This window comes from Pseudomonas sp. GW821-FHT01C01, assembly GCF_059422645.1.
Map to the genome: position 1 here is coordinate 70193 of NZ_JBWKXF010000017.1, position 21935 is coordinate 92127.

14 protein-coding genes are annotated in these 21935 nt (G+C 59.8%); 5 read left to right on the forward strand and 9 right to left on the reverse strand.

Annotated elements, in window-relative coordinates; genetic code table 11:
* Window positions 1-40 precede the first annotated feature (40 nt).
* The 3 genes from AC07XF_RS13450 (at window position 41) to AC07XF_RS13460 (ending at window position 7730) form a co-directional block, all read left to right on the forward strand.
* A complete protein-coding gene (locus AC07XF_RS13450; protein ID WP_495026873.1) occupies window positions 41-2911 on the forward strand; it encodes a hypothetical protein in 2871 nt (956 codons plus the stop codon).
* A gap of 65 nt (window positions 2912-2976) precedes the next feature.
* Window positions 2977-6870 carry an RHS repeat domain-containing protein gene (locus AC07XF_RS13455; RefSeq protein ID WP_495026874.1) on the forward strand — a complete coding sequence of 1298 codons (3894 nt, stop codon included), beginning with the start codon at window positions 2977-2979 and terminating at the stop codon, window positions 6868-6870.
* Window positions 6870-7730, forward strand: a complete 861-nt coding sequence (locus AC07XF_RS13460; RefSeq protein WP_495026875.1) for an RHS repeat-associated core domain-containing protein — start codon at window positions 6870-6872, stop codon at window positions 7728-7730. The genes AC07XF_RS13455 and AC07XF_RS13460 overlap by 1 nt, the downstream gene beginning before the upstream one ends.
* Window positions 7731-7799: 69 nt before the next feature.
* On the opposite strand, the gene AC07XF_RS13465 is transcribed toward AC07XF_RS13460, so the two are convergent.
* Both AC07XF_RS13465 and AC07XF_RS13470 read right to left on the reverse strand, forming a co-directional pair.
* Window positions 7800-8549: a response regulator gene (locus AC07XF_RS13465; RefSeq protein WP_495026876.1), complete on the reverse strand. Its 750-nt coding sequence runs from the start codon at window positions 8547-8549 to the stop codon at window positions 7800-7802.
* A gap of 51 nt (window positions 8550-8600) precedes the next feature.
* The gene (locus tag AC07XF_RS13470; RefSeq protein WP_495026877.1) at window positions 8601-8885 is read right to left on the reverse strand and encodes a helix-turn-helix transcriptional regulator; all 285 of its coding nucleotides are present in this window, start codon (window positions 8883-8885) and stop codon (window positions 8601-8603) included.
* 465 nt (window positions 8886-9350) lie between these two features.
* On the opposite strand from AC07XF_RS13470, the gene AC07XF_RS13475 reads away from it, so the two are divergent.
* Complete coding sequence (locus AC07XF_RS13475; protein WP_495026878.1) at window positions 9351-10544, forward strand: pyridoxal phosphate-dependent aminotransferase; 1194 nt, start codon at window positions 9351-9353, stop codon at window positions 10542-10544.
* Between the two features lie 138 nt (window positions 10545-10682).
* A complete protein-coding gene (locus tag AC07XF_RS13480) occupies window positions 10683-12365 on the forward strand; it encodes a fibronectin type III domain-containing protein (protein WP_495026879.1) in 1683 nt (560 codons plus the stop codon).
* Here the strand turns inward: AC07XF_RS13480 and AC07XF_RS13485 are convergent.
* The 7 genes from AC07XF_RS13485 to AC07XF_RS13515 all read right to left on the reverse strand — a co-directional run bounded on the left by AC07XF_RS13485 (window position 12362) and on the right by AC07XF_RS13515 (window position 21928).
* On the reverse strand, window positions 12362-13336 hold the full coding sequence (locus AC07XF_RS13485) for a 2-hydroxyacid dehydrogenase (RefSeq protein ID WP_495026880.1): 975 nt from the start codon (window positions 13334-13336) through the stop codon (window positions 12362-12364). The two genes, AC07XF_RS13480 and AC07XF_RS13485, sit on opposite strands and share 4 nt — an antisense overlap.
* Before the next feature lie 21 nt (window positions 13337-13357).
* The gene (locus tag AC07XF_RS13490; protein ID WP_495026881.1) at window positions 13358-14656 is read right to left on the reverse strand and encodes an MFS transporter; all 1299 of its coding nucleotides are present in this window, start codon (window positions 14654-14656) and stop codon (window positions 13358-13360) included.
* Between the two features lie 106 nt (window positions 14657-14762).
* On the reverse strand, window positions 14763-15749 hold the full coding sequence (locus AC07XF_RS13495) for a sugar kinase (protein ID WP_495026882.1): 987 nt from the start codon (window positions 15747-15749) through the stop codon (window positions 14763-14765).
* On the reverse strand, window positions 15742-16524 hold the full coding sequence (locus AC07XF_RS13500) for a sugar phosphate isomerase/epimerase family protein (protein ID WP_495026883.1): 783 nt from the start codon (window positions 16522-16524) through the stop codon (window positions 15742-15744). The genes AC07XF_RS13495 and AC07XF_RS13500 overlap by 8 nt, the downstream gene beginning before the upstream one ends.
* 145 nt (window positions 16525-16669) lie before the next feature.
* Entirely contained in the window at window positions 16670-17695 is a 1026-nt protein-coding gene (locus AC07XF_RS13505; protein ID WP_495026884.1) for a LacI family DNA-binding transcriptional regulator, read from the reverse strand.
* 312 nt (window positions 17696-18007) lie between these two features.
* Window positions 18008-18649, reverse strand: a complete 642-nt coding sequence (locus AC07XF_RS13510; RefSeq protein WP_007985465.1) for a DUF1345 domain-containing protein — start codon at window positions 18647-18649, stop codon at window positions 18008-18010.
* A gap of 180 nt (window positions 18650-18829) precedes the next feature.
* Window positions 18830-21928, reverse strand: a complete 3099-nt coding sequence (locus tag AC07XF_RS13515; RefSeq protein WP_495026885.1) for a multidrug efflux RND transporter permease subunit — start codon at window positions 21926-21928, stop codon at window positions 18830-18832.
* Window positions 21929-21935 lie beyond the last annotated feature (7 nt).

The window sequence follows — 21935 nt, forward strand, 5'->3', positions numbered from 1 at the left end:
TCCAAATGCACCGACATTTTTGTTGTTGAGGGTAACTACCATGGCCAGCAATTCACTCGCCAGTATTCTTGAAAAAATGAAAGACCGCTCCATCACCGAACGATGGGGCGCTGTATGCGCCTTCGACCGTGAACGCCTTAACCGTGTATTGCTTCAACAATGGGTCGAGAAATATGACGGCACTCACTATGTGCCGGTGTTCTCCGGCGAAATGCACTTGAACGATTCCAAAACTGAAAGGGGCGAACTCAAAGACGTGTTGCTGGGTAAACCGTTGTTGTCGTTCGAGCCGGCGGCGCTCGACAACTCCCGGGCAATTTTGACATTGAGCATTCTCGGCGGCTCGTTCACCGCGCACGAAATCAAAACCGGGGTGATGTACAGCTACCAGATCACCGAGGCCCAGGGTTATACGCTGAAAATCAAACTGGACCTGTCGCTGGTCGTCGGGGTGATCGATCGTCTCGGGCGAGTCACCCTCGACCTGTCCAAGGGCACCGAGTTCGTCTGCAACCTGGCGGGGCCGGTGGCCAGTCAGCAAAAAGTCGGTGAGTTCTTCCAGGAAAAATTCAAGAAACTGCCGACGGAGCGTCAGGTTTACGAACTGGGGATTCTCGACCTCAAGGGCGGCAGCGACCTGAGCCCGACGAATTTCATCATCCTGACCCAACGCGCCCCGGGCGCCGAATTGCCCGGTGCGTTGAATGTGGGCGATGGCGCGGTGGTGGTCATGATCAAGCTTCGGGGCAACGTCATGGGGGGAGATATCCCCTCCCGGGAACGCTTCCCGTACCTGATCCCGGATGATGTGGAAAACGGCGTGCGCAAGTACTCCGCGACCATGGTGTTGGCCCAGGAATTTATCTCGCGATCCGATGACGAAAAACTCGACCTGATCCGTAGTGTGCTGTTTCCCGGCGAGAAGAATGTGTTTGTCGAACATTCGCGACACACTCCTCACGACATGGTGATGTTCGGCAGCCTGGACCCGGCGAAGACCTCGCTGACCATTGAACCAGCTGTGCATAGCCTGAAGGCCGGCGGTCAACCCCTGACCTATAAGGCCTTTTTCAACGGCGCTGTGGTCAATGGCGTTAAATGGAGCGTGAAAAGCCTCAACACCATCGAGTCTGCCGGCAGCATCAATGAGAATACCGGCGTTTACACGCCTGTCACCGCAGCGAAGATCGGCAAGGAGTCGGTGCGCAACATCGTGACGGCCACCTGGACTCAACCGGCTAACGGCGACCAGCCTGCGCGCATCCATCGCGTGTCAGCTTTGTTGCTTGTCACTACCGAGGCCATGACCCTTTCGCCGGCCTGTGTGCCCCGTCAAGTGGGTGGCTCGCAGGTGACCTTTGTAGCAACGGCGCTCAGTGGCAGTAACCTGACCTGGACCCAGCCGGCGTACGGAAGATTGGTGGCCAACGGTAATACCGCGACCTACACGCCACCAACCAGCGCGGACGATTTGCCTGAACACCTGATGGTCCAGCCGATCGAGGTGCGCGATCAGACCGGGGAAACCGTGCAGGCTTGCGTGGTGTTGAGCAAGTTCCCGTCGACCATGACGATTGAACCGGCGTTCGTGAGTTCGATTGCACGCTCCGGGACGGTGCAATTGGAGGAGATTAGCGACGCACCACCAGAATTTGAACGGCGCTGGGAAGTGCTGGGCGAAGGCTCGGTGAAGGACGGCGTCTTCACCGCACCCGCCAACAGCACGCGGCCGTTCAGTGTGGTCAAGTGCGATATCTTTTATACCGGCGGCAGTATCCTCGTCCGATCCGGCTACAGCATCATCAAGCTGAACAACTTCAATCAGGAACCTGGCTGGACCCGACTGACCAAGTTCTCACTGACAGCGTTGCGCTCGAAGCAGGTATACGCCAACGGCTATCAACAGCTTGCCCTGGAAGTGCGCATCGAAACCGATGGTGATCCTCTGACACCGGAACAAGAAGACACGATGATGATCTATCACCGTCGATCCCGGCAGCGGGTAGCGGAAGTCGTGCCCGGTCAGGAAGGCATTCCCTACGATCCGCTGACACCGATTCTTTGGGCGCAAACGCGGATTCCGAACCGCTTCAGGCCCTATGTCGGCGGTCCACAGAACGAAACGACAGGTACTTCTTCCACTGCTACACCGAACCTGATGACGGTGTACCTGGTGACTCGGGATACTCAAGTCACCGAGTTTTACGGATCCGTCGAAGACCCTTTTGGCTTGCCGCTGGATTCGGACGTTTACCCAGGCCATGAGGACGGCACGATCAGACTGGAACCGGTGCCGTCGCCCGAAGTCCATGCCGACTCGTTCAAGTTCACCCGCCGCCGTGTCGAAGGTGGCGGGCCTGATGATCCGGAAAACGGAGAAGACGACGAGGGTTTTGACTGGTTCCTGGAAACCACCGATTACTACACGCTGACCTACAAGAAAGGTGGGCAACAGGGAGGACTCGCCTTGAACTTCGAGGCGGTCGAGTTCCAGGCGCCTGATCCGGTCGTACCTGCGACTGTGTCGATGGTGAAATGGGAAAGCCCGTTCGAAAACGAAAAAATGTTCACCTACACCGGGTACGCGTTCAACGATTCAAAGGTTGCGGGTGACGAAAAGCGCATGGTCTTTGATTCGAAAATCAAGGCCAATCCCAACCTCGAACCTGTGCTGGAACCAACTCTCGACCGGGCCCTGGCCACGGGTGGTTTCCTGATTGGCGTGTTCCGCCGCATCGACATCCGCCAGGCAGATTCGAATGATAAGCCGGGAAACAAGGATCTGTACCCGCTGAAAGAAGGCCTCAAGGTGATCTTTACCGATACCGAAGGCCACCGCCATCCCGTGCGGATCGCCTTCCCGGCGAATAACCGCAACAGGCCTTTCGTCGAACCTCTGTTTGAACAATAAGACCGCGCGGTGCCCTTGCACCGCGCATTCCCATTCAATGGGTTTCATACATCGGGATTGTGAAGATGAATTCCTTAGTCGAAGAAAAAACCGCTGTGCATTCCAATGCATTCAACTTTCAAAGTTTCGTGCAGTCGGGTGTCGATCCGCGTACCGGTCTGTATACCGTGGGGTTGTCCCTGCATGACGTGGAAGTCAATGACCTGCGCGGGCCAGTCGTACCGTTGAACCTGAGTTACAACCCCATCAGCACCATCAATAATGGTTACGGCGCGGGCTGGCGCCTGGCGTTGACGCAGTACACCCCGAGCACGCAGATCATCGCCGTGCATTCGGGCGAAAGTTTCAAAGTGACGGGTGACTATGCAGGCGAGGGGGAGCCCAAGCGCCTGAAGATGAAAGAGCAGAAAATCCAGAGCTTCAAGCTGTACGAACTGAGCGGCGATCCGCTCGGTGATTACAAGGTGGTGCACACCTCCGGCCTGGTGGAGATCCTCAAGCTCACCGGCACCACGCCGCAAGTGGCGATGCCGGTGAAGATGTACTCGCCACTCGGTCACGACGTCACCCTGGCTTATCAGAGCGCCGGTTCGGGCCGCATGTTGAGCACGATCAGGGACAGCCAGGGGCTGTTGCTGGAAGTGATCCGCAACCTGGTCGCGAGCACCGTCGAAATCCGTCTCAAGCCAGTAGCTGGCGTGCCACTGGCGGTGTTCACTCTGCATCTGGAGGGTGACCGCATGACGCGCATCACCCTGCCGACGGCGAACGGTGCCGGCTGGCGTTTCCTCTACGGCCTGGAGCGCGAGCAGCTGTGCATAAAGGAAGTCTGGACGCCGCTGGGTGCTCACGAAACAATCCAGTACAACGATGCCGGTCATGGCTTTCCGGGCAATCCGGGTTTCCCCAATCTGCCTCGGGTCACCGATCACGTCACCGATCCGGGCGGTGGCCAGCCGCCGATCGTGGTGAAGTACAGCTACAGCGGCAACAACTTCCTTGGCTACAACGCGCCGATCAATTGGGACAGTGATGGCGAGGACAACCTGTACAAGGTCATCGGCGCCTACCTGTACGAGTCCACCGAAAGCCTGATGGTCAGCAATGCTGCGGTGCGCACCGTCACCCGCAGCTTCAACCGTTTTCACTTGCTGACCAAGGAAGTCACGACCCAAGGCACTCATCGTCAAAGTGTCACCACCACCTATTACGCCAACGACACCGACCCGTTCGAGCAGCAGGTACGCCAATGCCAACTGCCCAGGCAGGTGGTTACACGCTGGGAGCTGACCGATGACGCGCGCGAATGGCGTGAAGACAAGGAACTGAGCGGATACGACATTCACGGTAACCAGACCTTGAGCGTGCAGGCCAATGGCGTCACCGAAAGCACGTCGTATTACCCGGCGGAAGGCGTGGCCGGTGACTGCCCGCGGGACCCTTATGGTTTTGTCCGGCATGTGCGCGAGAAAACCGTGACGCCGGCCTCGGACCTGGCGCTGGTGCCGGATCTGCAACCCGGTGCCCCTACGTTGCGTACCCGCTATCGGTATGTGGAGCTGCCGGGCATCAGCGGCAGTGCCACGCCGTGGGTCGCGCTGGCCGAAGAGCGCTTGCTGCAAGTCGATGGCCAGGCCGAAACCCTGCTGGAGCGCGCGGCCAACACGTACATCAATGATCGCAACAATGCATTCGTACACGGTCAACTCGAACGCCAGGCCGTCACCCTGGGCGATGCACCGGGCAATACCACCTTCACCGATTACGCCTACAGCAAGGTCAGCGCGACCTACGCCACGTTTGCCGGTGAAACGGTGCTGCGCACGGCACAAACCCTCAGCACCGATTTCGACGCCGTCACCAAACTGATGACCGAGGAACGCTCGCTGTTCAGTGGCCTGCCGGTGCTGAGCAGCGACAAGGACGTGAAAATCCGCACCACCTACGACGTACTGGGCCGGGCATTGACCGAGACCGTGGCCCCGGACAGCACGGAAAATGCGGCGACGCGCACCTACAGCTATCGTCTGATTCGCCCGGCGGGCCAGGGCGAAACGCCAGAGACCCAACCCGCCAATCAGGAAATGGAGAACGTCAAAGGCGTGAAAACCCGCACGCTGTTTGACGGGCTGAGTCGTGCGGTCAAGGAAGAACAACAGGATGTCGACAATGCGGGTGGTCAACCACCGGCCTGGCGATGTCTCTACGAGGCGATCTTTAGCGCCTTGGGCAAACTGATCGGTGAAACCGAGATCGACTGGCTGGAGAAAAAAGACCTGCGCCTGACCAGCACCTACACCTACGACCGGTGGGGCCAGCAAGACAGCGTCACCGGTCCGGACGGCGTGACCAGCCATACGGTGAACAACCCGATCACCTTCCGCAGCGAAGAGTGGATCGAGGGCATGGGCAAGACCATCACGGTGAGCAACCGCTTCGACAAACCCGTCAGCGTCGAGCGTCTGGATCTGGCGGCCAAACGCATCAGCCTGCACAGCTACAAGTATGACGGCCTGGCACGGACGGCCTCGGAGAAGAACGCCGCTGGCTTCGAAACCCTGTACCGCTACGACGCCTACGACCGGATGACTGAAACCACCTTGCCGGACCGCGCCAAAGTGGTACGTCAATATGCCAGGCACAGCCGTGGCGATTTGCCGACCCTGATCAGTGTCAACGGTACCGTGTTGGGCACCCAGGCCTTCGATGGTCTGGAGCGGATGATCGAGTCGGTCACGGGCGGGCGTAAAACCACCTATGTGTTTGAGTCGAGCAACAGTCAACCGGACCGGGTCATCCGGCCCAGCGGGGACATCATTGCGTATGAGTACCTGCCGGAATTGACCGAAGAACCGGTCAAGCGTATCGCGATGCCCAAAACCGCCACATTGGCACCGATTGAAGCCACCTACGATTACGACCGGAAAAACGCCCGGCTGCTGGAATCGTCGGCGCAAGGCCTGGCGCTGATCCGCACCTACAACAGCAATGGCGAGGTGGCCACGGAGAAGCGCAATCAGGACGGCCAGAGTTACGAGATGGCCTATGTGCACAGCCGCACCGGGCGCTTGTTGCGTTACACCGATGTACTCGGCCAGGTCCAGCATTACGAGTACGACGACAAGGGGCGCATGGTGTGGACCGAGCTTGGGGCGCAAGGAACGCCGGGGCACATCAAAACCGTATTCACCTACAACGACCAGGGCCTGACCGCCAGTATCCACACTGTGGACTCGGCGGCCGGGCAGAGCCTGACCATCACCCTTGAATACGACGCACAGGGCCGCGAGACGCTGCGGGTGTTTGACTTCGGTAACAGTGCGCAACGCTTGAGCCAGACCTGGAACGGGCTCGATCAGGTCGAACGCCGCTTGCTCAGTGAAGGGGCGGCGGCTGGCGGTACGACGTTGCTTGACGAGCGCTATGAGTACGAGCTTCGAAGGCGCCTCGAATATTACACCTGCGAGGGGCCGCAATCACCGGTCGATCCGTATGGCAAGACGATCCAGTCGCAGGAGTTCTACTTCGACGCGCTGGATAATATCGAAGAGGTGAGGACCCGATTCCCCGGCGGCAGTAATACCGCGAAGTACGTGTACGACAAGGAAGACCCGGCGCAATTGGGCGCCGTCACCAACACCCACGCCGATTACCCGAATGCCGAGTATAAGTACGACGACAACGGCAATCTGCTGCAGGATCGGAAGTGGACGCTGGGCTACGACAGCCTGGGACGCCTGGAAACCGTCAGCTCCATCGACGGAGGATCGCCGAAAACCTACGGTTATGACGGTGAAGACACCCTGTCGAACGTGCGCGGTGGCAGCAGCAACGAGCAGCTGTTCTATCGTGGCGACGAACCGGCCAACCGGATCGATGGCGATCAGCACAGCACCTTTGTGTTCGGCAGTGGAGTCGCGCTCGCCGAGCGCCAGGCAGGTACCGACCCAAAGTCCTGATGCTGGCCACCGACGACAAGAACAGTGTGTTGTCGGAGGTCAGCAAGAACGGGCGCAAGGCGCGGGCTTATTCGGCGTATGGCTACAGTGGCGATGATGCATCGGCGCAGAGTGGGCTGGGGTACAACGGTGAGCTGCAGGATTCGGCGACCGGTCATTATTTGTTGGGCAAGGGGTATCGGATCTACAGCCCGGCGATGATGCGGTTTTACAGCCCGGATAGCTGGAGTCCGTTTGGGGAGGGTGGGGTGAATGGTTATGCGTATGTTGGGGGGGATCCGGTGAAATATAAGGATCCGACTGGGCATATGCCTTCACCAACCCTTGCTCTACTGATGGCGGTAGCGGAGAAGCTCAAGCCATTTGCTAGTAAATCAAGCGAAATCATTAACAGTCCGACTTTATCAAATGGTAGAAGAGTAGGCGTGGGGGCTTCCGATAACATCATGTCTGCGGGCGATAGTGTACTTGCAAAGACTGCGAACACTAAAACTCCAGATATTCCAGCACCAGACTATCCATGGGGTAGTCCACCAAAAAGCCCGGTGCGTGGGGGGCAGAAATCCAATGCCGCGAGCTCATACAATATTTTTGCTGATTCACTTGATGCAAGTATGCAAGCACATGGGGCAAGAATTATCGAACAAGATATTCTTAACTATGGAAGGCCCCCAGATATTAAAAGAATCGATTGGGTGAAAATGAGTCCTGAGCAAAGGATGGAAATTTTTAACGAGCAAAATCCTGCTCCAAGTACTAATAGTTTTAAAAGAGCTCAACATATTAGGAGTTCTAATGAAAGCGGCAGAGGGATCGGGAAATTATTCGGGAAAAAACATCCTGGCAACAAATTCGATTAATAAGTACGGTCTATGCGGCCAAGCATGAGCATTAGCACATATTTTCATGAGGCTTATTTTTAGCTGATCTTACGCACATAGCCCACTAACCCGCGCAAACTCCACCAACCCACCGTCATGGCCAAGTCCCAACTTGTCCATGGCGGTTCTTTTTTGTCGGCTGATGGTTTTTTCACTGCGGTTCAATTGCGCGGCAATCTGCCGGCCCGACAGTCCCTGCACAAACAACCGCACCACCTCCAGTTCCCGTTCGGACAGGCTGACCAAGGGCACAACACTGCCCGAGGCGGGCAATGTCCGTGCCCCCAATGCAGCGGCAAATGTCGGACACAGGTACGAACGCCCCCGGGCCACGGTCTGCGCCGCCCGTTTCAGTTCGTCCAAAGGGCTGCGCTTGTCGAATAACCCGCGTACGCCTGCGTTGAGCAACGCTTGCAGCAGCGAAGGATTGCGTAGCATGGTCATCACGATCAGCGGGACGTGCCCGAAGTGCCGCTTCAGGTAACCCATCAGCGCCAGGCCATCGGGAAAGTCGCCGTAAGGCATCGAGTAATCGCTGATCAACAGGTCGCACGGCGTGCGCTGCAACACACCGATCAGCTCATCGGCGTTCTGCGCCTTGGCCACAATCGAGCAGCCAGGGGCTCCAGGCGCGGAGAGGGTCATTTCGGCGCCCGTCAACACCACGGGGTGATCGTCGGCAAGGATGATGCGTAGCGTGCTGTCCGGTCGGTGCCCGTACGATACGGGCGTATCGTCACAGGCACTGTCGCGAGAGGAGTGAAGCGATGAGAAATGAGGCGGTTGATGCAGGTTCATGAGATGTCTCAACAGGATCGATGACACGCTGACCGTTGAGGAGACACCGGTTCAAGGCATATGAATCAGACCCTGTTCCAGCGCCATGACCAAGGCGACCCAGCGCGACCTGACGCCGAACTTTCGGCGTATGTTGCAAAAGTGGTAGTTCACGCCAGCCTCCGAGCAGCTGACGATCTGGCCGATTTCCCACGACGACTTGCCAGCGGCGCTCCACTGCAAGACTTCTTTTTCCCGGGTGGTGAGTTTGATCGGTTGCGGTGGCTTGCCCTCCTGGGGCGGGAAGTTGAGCTTAGCGATTGATGATCGAACTGAAGCGGTATCGGGGCGGTACATAGTCGAATCTCCCATTCATCATCATTGACGGCGTGGGCGCGGCGGAATCTTCCTACTTCGTGATGGCGTGGTTCGCGCGGCCGTCCTTCAGACACCTGAGCAGGGCTGGAGGTACGGTTGTCTTATAGCGCGATTCAATCGCCTTGGAACCTGTCACAAATTACAGGTGGCGGACTTTAATCAGATGTCGTGAAAACTGATGTCAGCGAAAGCGCCCTTATTTGTAGGAGCTATCCTTGTGTTCGCGATTTCTGAGGAACGGTCGTTAATTTTTTGATTGGGCAGGTTTTTTGTTGCCGGCGCGTGCGGGCAGGGCGCCACAAATACCGGTAAGAAAAGCGACCGTACGCAGCCTGATCCTGCCAGGCAGTGTTGTGGCCGTCCGTCGAGTTGAATGCCGTGCTGGCGCGTTTGGCGATTTGAGTTAGGGTTGAGTCTGTGGAGCTCGCGCGACAGGAGAAACATATGCGCTACTCAGCCTTGACCCATCGCATCGCCGGAGACGGAGCGGCGGCCTGGGAGATTCATTATCGCGCGCTGCAATTGCGCGAACAGGGTGTCGACGTGCTGCTGTTGTCGGTCGGCGATCCTGACTTCGATACCCCGCGACCCATCGTCCACGCTGCCATCGACAGCCTGCTGGCCGGCGACACCCACTATTCGGACGTCCGCGGCAGCCGGGGCCTGCGCAACAGCATCGCCAATCGGCACCGGCGCGCCAGCGGTCAGGTGGTGGATGCCGACCAGGTGATCGTGTTGCCGGGGGCGCAGTGCGCCGTCTACTCGGCCACCCAATGCCTGCTCGATCCGGGCGACGAGGTCATCGTCGCCGAACCGATGTACGTCACCTACGAAGGCGTGATGGGTGCTTGCGGGGCCAAAGTGGTGCCGGTGCCGGTGTGCCCCGAGAACGGCTTTCGCGTCGACCCGGCGGATGTCGCGGCGCGGATCACGACGAAAACCCGCGCCATTGTGATCAATAGCCCGAACAACCCTTCCGGCGCCAGTTTGCCGCTTCCGGTCTGGCAGCAACTGGCGTCGTTGTGCATTAGTCACGACCTGTGGCTGATCAGCGACGAGGTCTACAGCGAGCTGCTGTATGAAGGCGAACACATCAGCCCGGCCAGCCTGCCGGGCATGGCCGAGCGCACGGTCACCATCAACAGCCTGTCCAAATCCCATGCCATGAGCGGCTGGCGGGTGGGTTGGGTGATCGGGCCGAAACCCCTCTCCGGGCATCTGGTGAACCTGTCGTTGTGCATGCTGTTCGGTATCCCCGATTTCATTCAGAACGCCGCGCAACTGGCACTGGATCAGGACCTGCCGGAAGTGGCGCACATGCGCGAAGAGTATCGCCAGCGGCGTGACCTGGTATGCGCGAGTCTGGGAGATTGCCCGGGCGTCCGGCCAATCTGTCCCGACGGCGGGATGTTCGTGATGGTCGATGTGCGACAGACCGGGCAGTCTGCGCAACACTTCGCTGAGCGATTGCTGGAAGGTTACGGCGTGTCGGTACTGGCGGGGGAAGCGTTCGGGCCCAGTGCCGCCGGGCATATTCGCATCGGTCTGGTGGTCGATCGACAGAAACTGGCAGATGCCTGCCGACGCATTGCGTTGTGTGCGACGGATTTGCTGCAGCCACAGGCGGTGTTTGGCTAACTCCGATCCTGCGGTCGCGCAACCTTGTCCGCCCGTAGCAGAGAAAACGACTGGCTGCCACTAACAGTTCTGTCAGTGGTGCAACACGAGCGAACGGCTCTTAATGGGAAGCATCGCAACCATTGCCGGAGCTTCTCAATGAACGAGCAGGAACTCCCCGCCACCGAGCCGGAAGTGTTGTATGTCGCTTTGCCGATCACGATCTCGGCCACTGCGCAATCAGAGTCGTCCATCAGCGTTATCTGGGGTTATACGGCGGGTGGCGGGCATACCGGCACCCGTCTTAAATGGGGGCGCGCAGGCTCCGCGGTCGGTGAGTTCGATGTGCCAATCAGTTCGCTACGCTATGTGATCAGCGGTCTCAATCCAAATACTCAGTACCTCATCCAGGCATTCGGACTCAAGGGCAGTGAAATGTCTCCGGGAAGCAGGGATGCAGTGGCTACGACCAAACCCGGTTCTTCTGTACCGGCCAGTCCCACCAATCTTGCCGCGACGCCTACCAAGGACACGATGGCATTGACCTGGTCCGGCCCGGCCAACGCTTCGAGTTACAAGCTCAGCTTTGGTCTTGCCCCCAATGGACCGGTCATCAGAAGCGAAACGTCGTCAAATCCTGCCTATACCTTCAGTGGCCTGAACACCGGCACCAACTATTACTTCGAGGTTCGTTCAAGCAACAACGTCGGCGACTCGGCACCGGCGCGGATCACAAAACAGACGTTGCAAGTGCCCGCAACACCCACCGGGCTGCGAGCCACCCCGTCCATTTCAACAATGGACGTGGAGTGGTCTGCCTCCACCGGTGCTGTCGATTACGTGGTCCGGTATGGCACCGAGCCCGGCGGCGCCGCGACCACACTAATCACCCGGCTGTTGCGACAGTCACTGACCAACCTGATCAAAAATACGCTTTATTTCGTCGAGCTCAGTGCCCGTAACAGCAATGGCGAATCATCACGGGCACGCATCACTCAAAAGACCCTCGACGGCCCGGCGCTGCCACCCAAGCCCGGCAGCTTGCATGTCGTCACGACCCATGACGCTGTCACCGTCACCTGGGGGGCGCCACAATCCGCGGCCTACATCGTCAGCATCGGGATCGACACTCCGCAGCGAGAGGTGCTTGCTGCCGTTTCCACTACGTACATGAATCACCGCTTTCAGCGCTTGCGCCCCGGCACCCGGTATTTCATCGAGGTTCGGGCAACCAATGCCAGTGGCGAATCGGAGCCGTCCAGGTCCAGCGCCTTGACCGGGACATTTCAGGCGCCCCGGGATCTGTCCCTCGCTGAACCCACCGATGACTCGGCGTTACTCAGTTGGATTGCCGGTGCGGATTACACGGCCGATACGCAGTACGAGGTTTATCTGAACAACCAACGCCTGACGACGATCGCCGGGAAAACCTACCGGGCGACCGGGCTGATTGAAGTGACCGAATACGAGTTCAAGGTGCGCGCCAAAGGCACCGGCAATTATGGTCTGGGCGAGTATTTCTCAGCGTACACGTCGATGCGATTCAAGACGCCGGCCTACAGCGGGGATCGAATCTGCTCGCCTGGCAATCTGAAAGGTGGACGTATCACTGCCAGCACGGCTCTGCTCAGTTGGGACGAACCCTATGCCACCTGCGCGTTTTGCCCGAATGCCGTGGGCTATGAAGTATCCGCAAGCGGCATCACGACCTTAAACGTGACGCGACCGCCTTGCGAGATAACCGGCCTCAGCGCCAACCGTGAATACACATTCGCGGTACGGGCCCGTGCGGCCGGCAACAACATCTCACAGCCATCCGAAGTGGTGGTCAGAGTCCTTTAACGCCACGCCTGCGGGTTGACCAGATTCGCCGGTCGCTTACCCGCCAGCGCCGCCAGCAGATTGTCCACCGCACACCGGGCCATGGCTTCCCGGGTTTCATGGGTCGCCGAGCCGATGTGCGGGGTCGCCACCACGTTGTTCAACTGCAACAGCGGCGAGTCCGGGTTCAGCGGTTCACGCTCGAACACATCCAGCCCCGCCGCGCGAATCTGCCCTGAGCGCAACGCCTGAATCAGCGCTGTTTCGTCCACCACCTTGCCCCGGGAAATGTTGATGAAGATGCTTTCCCGGCGCATCAGGGCGAACTGTTCGGCGCCAATCAGGCCTTCGGTTTCGGTGGTCAGCGGCAGCGTCAGGCAGATGAAATCGGCTTGCTGTAACAGTTCCGGCAGGCTGCGGTACTGCGCATTGAAGCGCTGCTCGACCGCCGGTTTCGGTGAGTTGCTGTGGTAGATCACCGGCATGCCGAAGCCGAAGTGCCCGCGCTGGGCCAGCGCTTCGCCGATGCGGCCCATGCCGATGATGCCCAGGGTTTTGCCGTGCACGTCGCTGCCGAAATGTGCAGGGCCGATGTTGCGTTTCCACTGCCCGTCACGCACCAGGTTCGCCAGTTCCACCACGCGCCGGGCGCTGGCGAGGATCAGCGCAAACCCGGTGTCGGCGGTGGTTTCGGTGAGTACATCCGGGGTGTTGCTGAGCAGGATGCGCCGTTCGGTCAGGTAGTCGATATCGTAGTTGTCGACGCCCACCGAGACGCTGGCGATGGCTTCCAGGTTGGGCGCCAGATCCAGCAGTCCGGCATCCAGTTTCAGGCTGGCACCGAGCAAGCCGTGGGCGTGGGGCAGGGCATTGCGCAGCTGCGCCAGGCCTTCGGCGTCGAGGCTGTCGATCAGCGTCACCTCGGTCCGCTCGTGCAAGCGAGCCATCAGCAGCGGCGAGAGTTTCTTGTACAGCACGACCTGCTTTTTCATCTTAAAGATCTCAACATCAATTCATGGATGGGCAGCGGAACGGCGTGTCAGCGCGACAGCGGGCCGCTCCCGGTCGCTGGCGCCGGGTTTGAGGCAAATGGTCAACACCACTGACAGCATCAGTGCGCCGCTCATCAACAGGTATGACGCGCCGGGCGAGCCAGTGGAGCTGTTCAGGTAACCGACCAGATAAGAGCCGCCGAACGAACCGAGCGCGCCCATGCTGTTGATCAGCGCCATGGCGCCACCGGCGACGTTGGCGGGAAGGATTTCCGGAATGATCGCGAAGAACGGCCCGTAAGGCGCGTACATACAGGCGCCGGCAATCACCAGCAGGGTGTAGGACCACCAGAAGTGCTCGGCACCCAGGGCGTAGGAACCGTAGAAAGCAATTGAAGCGATCAACAGTGGCGGCCACACAAAGCGTTTACGCTTCTGCAATTTGTCCGAGCCCCAGGACACCAGCAGCATGCCGATCACCGCCGCCAGATAGGGCAGCGCCGAAAGCCAGCCTGCTTCGATCATGTCCATTTGTGCGCCGGCCTTGAGGATCGACGGCAGCCACAGCACGAAGCCGTAGACACCGATGCTCCAGCAGAAAAACTGCAACGCGAGGATGATCACCTTCGGCGAACGGAACGCTTCGGCGTAGTTTTTCACCGCTTTGATACCCACCTGTTCGGCGGCGAGGGCGCTTTCCAGATCGAGTTTTTCCTGGTCGTTGAGCCACTTCGCTTGCGCCGGGCGATCATCGGCCAGACGCCACCAGATAAAGGCCCAGAGCACCGCCGGCAAGCCTTCGATGATGAACATCCAGCGCCAGCTGAAGTGCTGCACCAGATACCCCGAGACCACCGACATCCACAGCATGGTCACCGGGTTGCCGAGAATCAGAAAGGTGTTGGCCCGCGAACGTTCGGCACGGGTGAACCAGTGGCACAGGTAGATCAGCATCGCCGGCATCACCGCGGCCTCGACCACGCCAAGCATGAAGCGGATGACGATCAGCCAGTAGGCGTTGGAGACGATCCCGGTCAATGTGGCCAGGCCACCCCAGAGGATCAGGCTGACGAAAATCAGCTTCTTCACGCTGTGTTTCTGCGCGTAGATCGCCCCCGGCACCTGGAAGAAAAAGTAGCCGAGGAAGAACAGCGCGCCGAGCATCGACGACAGGCCCGGGGTGATCATCAGGTCGGCGGCCATGCCGGAGGCGGCGGCGAACCCGTAGTTGGCGCGATCCAGATACGCCAGGCTGTAGGTGATGAACACGATGGGCATGATGTACCACCAGCGGCGGGTGGCGAGCGTTGCGGTTTTCATGGGTGGTGCTCCTGAGCTTGTTGTTTTTGTCGCAGCAGGTAACGGGTTCAAAATTTTCAGTGACTGTGCCGGCCTCTTCGCGAGCAAGCCCGCTCCCACAGGGGATTTACGTTGGAATACGATCCAGTGTGGGAGCGGGCTTGCTCGCGAAGGCGGCCTCAAATTCGACATTCATCTCGGCTCGAGTCGGTAACCCCTCCATATCCCCCCGACTCTGCACCGCCCGGCTGCCAATCCAGTTGGCGCGCTTCACGGCGTCGGCAAAGCTATGGTTTTCCAGGAGTGCGCTGATCATGCCCACGGCAAAACCATCGCCAGCACCGACCGTATCAACCACGGTTTCCACCGGCACACCGGCGACAAAACCGGCATCCAGATGGGTGCGGTAGTAGGCGCCGTGGGGCCCAAGCTTGATCGCCACGGCTTCGGCGCCCTGGTCGAGGTAGAACGCAGCGATGTCCGCCGGGTCTTCGAAACCGGTCAGCAAACGGCCTTCGCTCAACCCCGGCAGTACCCAATGGGCGAGGGCGGCGAGGCGGTTGATTTCGCTGATCATCTGTTGCTCGCTGGCCCACAGGCTCGGGCGCAGGTTCGGGTCGAAGGACACACTGCGCCCGGCATCGCGCATGCGGGTCATTAGTTCGAACGACATCTGCCGCGCGGTTTCCGACAGCGCCGGGGGAATGCCGGTGGCGTGCAGGTGCCGGGCCTTGAGCAATTCGGGAACGATCGAATGCGACGACAGGTGACTGGCCGCCGAGCCCCGGCGGAAGTATTCCACGACCGGGTCGCTGCCATCGTCGGTGCGGGATTTCAGTTGAAAACCGGTGGGATGCGCGGTGTCGATGTCGACATGGCGGCAATCCAGGCCTTCCCTGGTCAAGGTGTCGACCACAAACCGACCCAGTGAGTCGGCACCGACCCGGCTCAGCCAAGCCACCTTGAAACCCAGCCGCGACAAACCGATGGCAACGTTGCTGTCAGCTCCGGCAATGCGTTTGTGGAAAGCGCCGACACGGGCCAGATCGCCGGCCTGCTCGGCAACGAACATCGCCATGGTTTCGCCGAACGAGAGAATATCGATCTCAGACATGGGCACTCTCCCGTTGCGATTGGCCGAGGCGGGCGAGGGCAGCTACGTGTTCGCGGGTCAGTTGCATCAGGTCATCGCCTTGCAGCGGGTATTCAGCCGCGCGCATAACGCCTTGGGTCATGTGCCGCATCAATTGTTCCCAGTGTTGGTAGTCGCTGGCGGCGGGCGGGATAGCGACCAATTTGCCGTCGGCGCGACGGGTCACCGCTTTGCAGTGCACATAGCCGACATGACGCCCGAGCAGCCGAGCGGCGCTGGCGGCGGATTGGTCCTGCCAGTGCCAGTTGCCGATATCGAAGGTCATTTTGATCGGCAGGTTGTGTTGCTCGACCTCAGTGAAAAAGCGCTGGAAGGGCTCGATGCGGCCACCGTGCAGGGTCTGGTCATTTTCCACCAGCAACTGCACGGGGCTGGCGTCCAGCAGCCGGGCGAGGGATTGCACGTCGCAGTTGTCAGTGAAATAACCCAGCGACACTTTCAGCCATTTGGCGCCGAACGCCTCGGCGCGTTGCAGGGTGCGGATCAGTTCAGGGTTGGGCCTGGACTGGCCCGCCAGCCACAGTTCCATCGGCGAGGAGTACACGCTTTCCAGGCCTTCGGCTTGAGTTTTATCAGCCAGTTGAGTGGCATCTTCGGTGGTCAACAATTCTTCGCGCCATTCGATGCGCGTGGCGCCGGCGGCGGCCAGCACTTCAATGAAGCTGCCCTGGCCGCGCTGGCGCACAAGATCGGCGCCGTAGCTGGAGAGGCTGATGGAAACGGGTGGTGTATTCATTGTTTTTCTACCTCTGAAACCGGTTTCATTTTTGTTCAAAAAAATAGTGGGTGAATTTGAGGGCCTCTTCGCTGGCAAGCCAGCTCCTACAAAGGCACCGCGTCTCCCTGTAGGAGCTGGCTTGCCAGCGAAGGGTCCATAACATTCACCGAAAATCCCCTCGGGTGGACCCTCTAACAATCAACCGCGCCGAAAAATCCAGCTTCCGCACCACCCCATCATCCCCACGCAACCGCTTGAGCAAACACTCAAACGCACTGGCGCCAATCTCGGTGGTCGGCTGGGCCAGCGCGGTAATCCCGCTACCCACCAACGGATACCAATCCAGATCATCCAGAGCAATCAGACCCACATCCTCGAACAGGTTGCACTTGAGTTCACGCAATGCATGGGTGCAGGCCAGCGCCGCAATCCCGTTCGCGCAAAACAGCGCTTTCGGGCCTGGGCCGGGCGTGTCGAGAAAGGTTTTAAGTTGTGCGGTCAGTTCGCTGCCGGTTTCGATGAGGCTGCCATGGAGGGCCGGGCGCAGGGCAGTTTTCGCCTTGAAACTGCTGACCCGTTCGATCCGCGAACTGGTGCCGTCGAACGGTTCGGTCACCATCAACACATCGCGGTAGCCGCGCGCTTCAAGATGCGCCAGTGCCATTTCAACGGCTGCCGGATTGTCCAGCCCGACCATGTCGCTCTCAAGGTGCTCGACCTTGCGATCCACCAGCACCAGCGGCATTTCCCGGTGCAGTTCATGCAATTCGTCACGGTGATGGCCCAGGGTGTTCACGATCAGGCCTTCGATGTTGTAGGAGCGCAGCAGGGCCAGGTGTTGGCGTTCCTGCTCGTCATCGCGGTCGGTGTTGCACACCACCAGGCTGTAGCCATGCTGACGGCAGGCGGTTTCCACCCCGTGCATCACGGCGATTGAATAAGGGTTACGGATATCGGCGACGAGCATGCCGATCAGGCGGGTACGCCCGCGTTTCAGGCCACGGGCCATCTGGTTCGGGCGGTAGCCCAGTTCGGCGATGGCCTGTTCGATGCGTTGGGCAATGGCATCGGAGAGCAGGGCACGGTCTTCGCCAATGAACCGCGAAACGCTGGCCTTGGAAACCCTGGCATGTTCGGCCACGTCGAGCATGGTCACGCGGCTGCGCTGGGCGGCGGAGAAATCGTTCACGGTCTGAAACCTTCTTATTGGATTTATGAGGTTTGCGCATAGCGCTGAAACCGGTTTCAGAAGACACCAAAACCAAATGCCTCGTCAAGCCCCTGAGTCGATTTATACCGACGGGCGGATTCAGGACGATGACTAGTGGCCTGTGTGGCTAATTCGTGCACTCAACTTCGGCGCCAGGACTTGCCAGGCTGCGTTGCCATTCCTCGCCGTAGCGAGCTACGACTCGTCATGGCGCCTTGCCTGACAAGCCCTGGCACTCGAATTTGAGTACTCGAATTAACCGTACAGGCCACTGGAACGTTTGTGCAGCTGTCAGTTGAACAGCCCGGCGGCAATGTTGATCGAGAAGCCAAGAATGGCTGTGTTGAACAGAAAACCGATCAACGATTGCGCCAGTACAATCTTGCGCAACTCCCGGGTCGCCACGCCGACATCGGAGGTTTGCACCGCCACGCCAACGGTGAACGAGAAATACAGGAAGTCCCAGTAATTGGGCGTCGTCAGGCCTTCGGCAAAGCGCAGCGCCGGTTCCTTGCCTTCCCAGGTGTAGAACAGCCGCGCGTAGTGCACGCTGAAAATCACCCCGATCAGCAGCCACGAGCCGATCACCGTCAGCGCGGTGAAGCCGTAATGCAACAGCTTGCGCGTGGTTTCCAGGTCTTTGCTGCCGGCCAGTTCGAAAGTGATGGTCGCCAGGCTGGCCAGCGCCGCGATGCACACGAGTGCCAGTACCAGCCCGGCGTTTTCGTCCTCGATTTCGGCAATGCGTTTTACGTCAGTCGCTTTCGATCGCACGGTAAGCCAGAACATCAGCAACAGGTAGATCCAGACGCCGGCATTCCAGCCGAAGAGGATCTTGCTGATCGGCGAATCGGCCGGAGCCAGAATGCCCACCGCGATGCCCAGCAGGATGGCGGCGGACAGGCGAGGGTGGGTGTGGGTGAGGAAGGACATGGAGGCTCGATGGGGTTGGGGCTATGCCAACACCTTAGCCCAGGTGACCCCATTCTTGAAATCAGTGAGATCCCCTTGTGGGAGCGGGCTTGCTCGCGAAGAGGCCATCACATTCAACATCCCTGTTGACTGACACTCCGCCTTCGCTGGCAAGCCAGCTCCTACAGGGTGGTGTGTGGGTTAGAGAGGCTTGTGGCGCTTGCGCACCAGCTTCATCACCACCACAAAAAACACCGGCACGAATACCACGGCCAGGGTCGCCGTGATCATCCCGCCGATCACTCCGGTGCCGATGGCCTGCTGGCTCGCCGAGCTGGCGCCGGTCGCGATCGCCAACGGCACCACGCCAAGGATGAACGCCAGCGAGGTCATGACAATCGGCCGCAACCGCAGGCGTGCCGCTTGCAGGGTCGCGTCGATCAGGTCGTGGCCTTCGTCGTACAGGCTCTTGGCGAACTCGATGATCAGGATCGCGTTCTTCGCCGACAGGCCGATGATGGTGATCAACCCGACCTTGAAGAACACGTCGTTGGGCATGCCGCGCAAGGTCACGGCCAGCACCGCGCCGAGCACACCGAGCGGCACCACCAGCAGTACCGAGGTCGGGATCGACCAACTCTCGTACAACGCCGCCAGGCACAGGAACACGATCAACAGCGACAACCCAAGCAGGATCGGCGCCTGACTGCCGGACAAACGTTCCTGCAACGACAACCCGGTCCATTCCTGGCCCAGGCCGGCCGGGCCTTGCGCCACCAACCGCTCGATCTCGGCCATGGCCTCACCGGTGCTGTGGCCCGGCGTCGGCTCACCGGAAATGCTGATCGCCGGGTAGCCGTTGTAGCGGGTCAACTGCGCCGGGCCCTGAGTCCACGTGGCCTGCACGAAGGCTGACAATGGCACCATTTTTTCATGGGTGTTGCGCACGTGAATCTTCAGCAGGTCAGCCACCTGGCTGCGCTGGTCGCCCTCGGCCTGCACCACGACGCGCTGCATCCGCCCCTGATTGGGAAAGTCGTTGATGTAGGCCGAGCCAACAGCGGTGGACAGCACGTTGCCGACGTCGGCAAAGGACACGCCCAACGCGTTGGCCTGCTTGCGGTCGACGATCAGTTGCACCTGCGGTGCCTCGGCCAGGGCGCTTTCGCGCACGTTCATCAGGATCGGGCTTTTTTCGGCCGCCGCGAGTAACGCGGTACGGGCCTCCATCAACTTCGCATGACCGAGACCGCCACGATCCTGCAGGCGGAACTCGAATCCGCTGGAGGTGCCGAGGCCATCGACAGGCGGCGGCAATACGGCAAACGTCACCGCGTCCTTGATCTGGCTGAGGGCGACGTTGGCCCGGTCGGCAATCGAGCCGGCCGAATCGTCGCTGTCCCGCTCGGACCAGTCTTTCAGTGTGCTGAACGCCAGCGCCGCATTCTGCCCGCTGCCGGAGAAGCTGAAACCGAGAATCACCACGCTGTCCCGAATGCCCGGTTCCCCGGCGTTGTGCGCTTCAACCTGCTCGGCCACCTGCACCGTGCGGTTCTTGCTCGCACCCGGTGGCAGTTGAATGTCGGTGATGGTGTAACCCTGGTCTTCCACCGGCAGGAACGAAGAGGGCAGGCGACTGAAGCACACGCCAAGCCCCACCAGCAGCACGCCGTAGATCAGCAGAAAGCGCCCGCTGCGTTTCAGCGCATAGGCGACCCAGCCTTGATAGCGCCCGGTCAGTTGCTCGAAACGACGGTTGAACCAGCCAAAGAAACCGGTTTTTTCATGGTGCTCGCCTTTGGCAATCGGCTTGAGCAACGTCGCGCACAAGGCCGGAGTCAAGGTCAGGGCGAGGAATGCCGAGAACAGGATCGAGGTGGCCATCGACAGCGAGAACTGCTGGTAAATCACCCCGACCGAGCCCTGCATGAAGGCCATCGGAATGAACACCGCCACCAGCACCAGGGTGATGCCGATGATTGCCCCGGTGATCTGCTTCATGGCCTTGCGCGTAGCTTCCTTGGGTGACAAGCCCTCGGTGGCCATGATCCGCTCGACGTTCTCCACCACCACGATGGCATCGTCCACCAGAATGCCGATAGCCAGCACCATGCCGAACATGGTCAGCACGTTGATCGAAAACCCGAGCGCCAGCATCGTCGCAAAAGTGCCCATCAGCGCCACCGGCACCACCAGTGTCGGAATCAGCGTGTAGCGGATGTTTTGCAGGAACAGGAACATCACCGCGAACACCAGCAGCATGGCCTCGCCGAGGGTGTAGACGACCTTGGTGATCGACACTTTGACGAAGGGCGAGGTGTCGTACGGGATCTTGTATTCGACGTTCGCCGGGAAGTAGCGCGACAGCTCATCCATCTTCGCTCGCACCAGGGTCGCGGTGTTCAGTGCGTTGGCACCGGGCGATAACTGCACGGCGACGGCGGTGGACGGCTTGCCGTTCAGGCGCGTGGAAAACTGGTATTCCTGGCTACCGATCTCGACCCGCGCCACATCGCCGATGCGCACGGTAGAACCATCCGGGTTGGCCTTGAGGACGATGTCGGCAAACTCTTCGGGGGTCGACAACTGACCCTTGACCAGAATGGTCGCGGTGATTTCCTGGGTGGTTCGGGTCGGCAGATCGCCGATGCTGCCGGCCGACACCTGGGCGTTCTGCGCCACGATGGCGGCGTTGATGTCTGCCGGCGTCAGGTTGAAGGCGAGCAGTTTCTGCGGGTCGATCCAGATCCGCATCGCCCGCTCGGCACCGTACAACTGTGCCTTGCCGACGCCGTCCAGACGCTTGATCTCGTTCATCACGTTGCGCGCCAGGTAATCGCTGAGCGCTACATCGTCGAGTTTGCCGTCGCTGGACGTCAGGGTGATCAACAGCAGGAAGCCGGAGGAGACTTTCTCTACCTGCAAACCTTGCTGGGTCACCGCTTGTGGCAGGCGTGACTCCACGACTTTCAGGCGGTTTTGCACATCCACCTGAGCCAGTTCCGGGTTGGTGCCGGGCTGGAAAGTCGCCTTGATGGTGGCGCTGCCGAGGCTGCTCTGGGATTCGAAATACAACAGGTGATCGGCGCCGTTGAGTTCTTCCTCAATCAGGCTGACCACGCTCTCGTCCACGGTTTGCGCCGAAGCGCCCGGGTACACGGCGTAGATTTCGATTTGTGGCGGCGCGACATCCGGGTATTGCGCCACCGGCAGTTGCGGAATGGCCAGCGCACCGGCCAGCAGGATGAACAGGGCAACCACCCAGGCGAACACCGGGCGGTCGATAAAGAACTGCGGCATAAAAAAG

Bases quoted from the DNA above. Each gene is read 5' to 3' on its own strand.
- AC07XF_RS13455 (WP_495026874.1), top strand. From the start codon at position 2,977: ATGAATTCCTTAGTCGAAGAAAAAACCGCTGTGCATTCCAATGCATTC.
- AC07XF_RS13485 (WP_495026880.1), bottom strand. From the start codon at position 13,336: ATGAAAAAGCAGGTCGTGCTGTACAAGAAACTCTCGCCGCTGCTGATG.
- AC07XF_RS13515 (WP_495026885.1), bottom strand. From the start codon at position 21,928: ATGCCGCAGTTCTTTATCGACCGCCCGGTGTTCGCCTGGGTGGTTGCC.
- AC07XF_RS13480 (WP_495026879.1), top strand. From the start codon at position 10,683: ATGAACGAGCAGGAACTCCCCGCCACCGAGCCGGAAGTGTTGTATGTC.
- AC07XF_RS13510 (WP_007985465.1), bottom strand. From the start codon at position 18,649: ATGTCCTTCCTCACCCACACCCACCCTCGCCTGTCCGCCGCCATCCTG.
- AC07XF_RS13500 (WP_495026883.1), bottom strand. From the start codon at position 16,524: ATGAATACACCACCCGTTTCCATCAGCCTCTCCAGCTACGGCGCCGAT.
- AC07XF_RS13475 (WP_495026878.1), top strand. From the start codon at position 9,351: ATGCGCTACTCAGCCTTGACCCATCGCATCGCCGGAGACGGAGCGGCG.
- AC07XF_RS13490 (WP_495026881.1), bottom strand. From the start codon at position 14,656: ATGAAAACCGCAACGCTCGCCACCCGCCGCTGGTGGTACATCATGCCC.
- AC07XF_RS13495 (WP_495026882.1), bottom strand. From the start codon at position 15,749: ATGTCTGAGATCGATATTCTCTCGTTCGGCGAAACCATGGCGATGTTC.
- AC07XF_RS13465 (WP_495026876.1), bottom strand. From the start codon at position 8,549: ATGAACCTGCATCAACCGCCTCATTTCTCATCGCTTCACTCCTCTCGC.
- AC07XF_RS13470 (WP_495026877.1), bottom strand. From the start codon at position 8,885: ATGTACCGCCCCGATACCGCTTCAGTTCGATCATCAATCGCTAAGCTC.
- AC07XF_RS13460 (WP_495026875.1), top strand. From the start codon at position 6,870: ATGCTGGCCACCGACGACAAGAACAGTGTGTTGTCGGAGGTCAGCAAG.
- AC07XF_RS13450 (WP_495026873.1), top strand. From the start codon at position 41: ATGGCCAGCAATTCACTCGCCAGTATTCTTGAAAAAATGAAAGACCGC.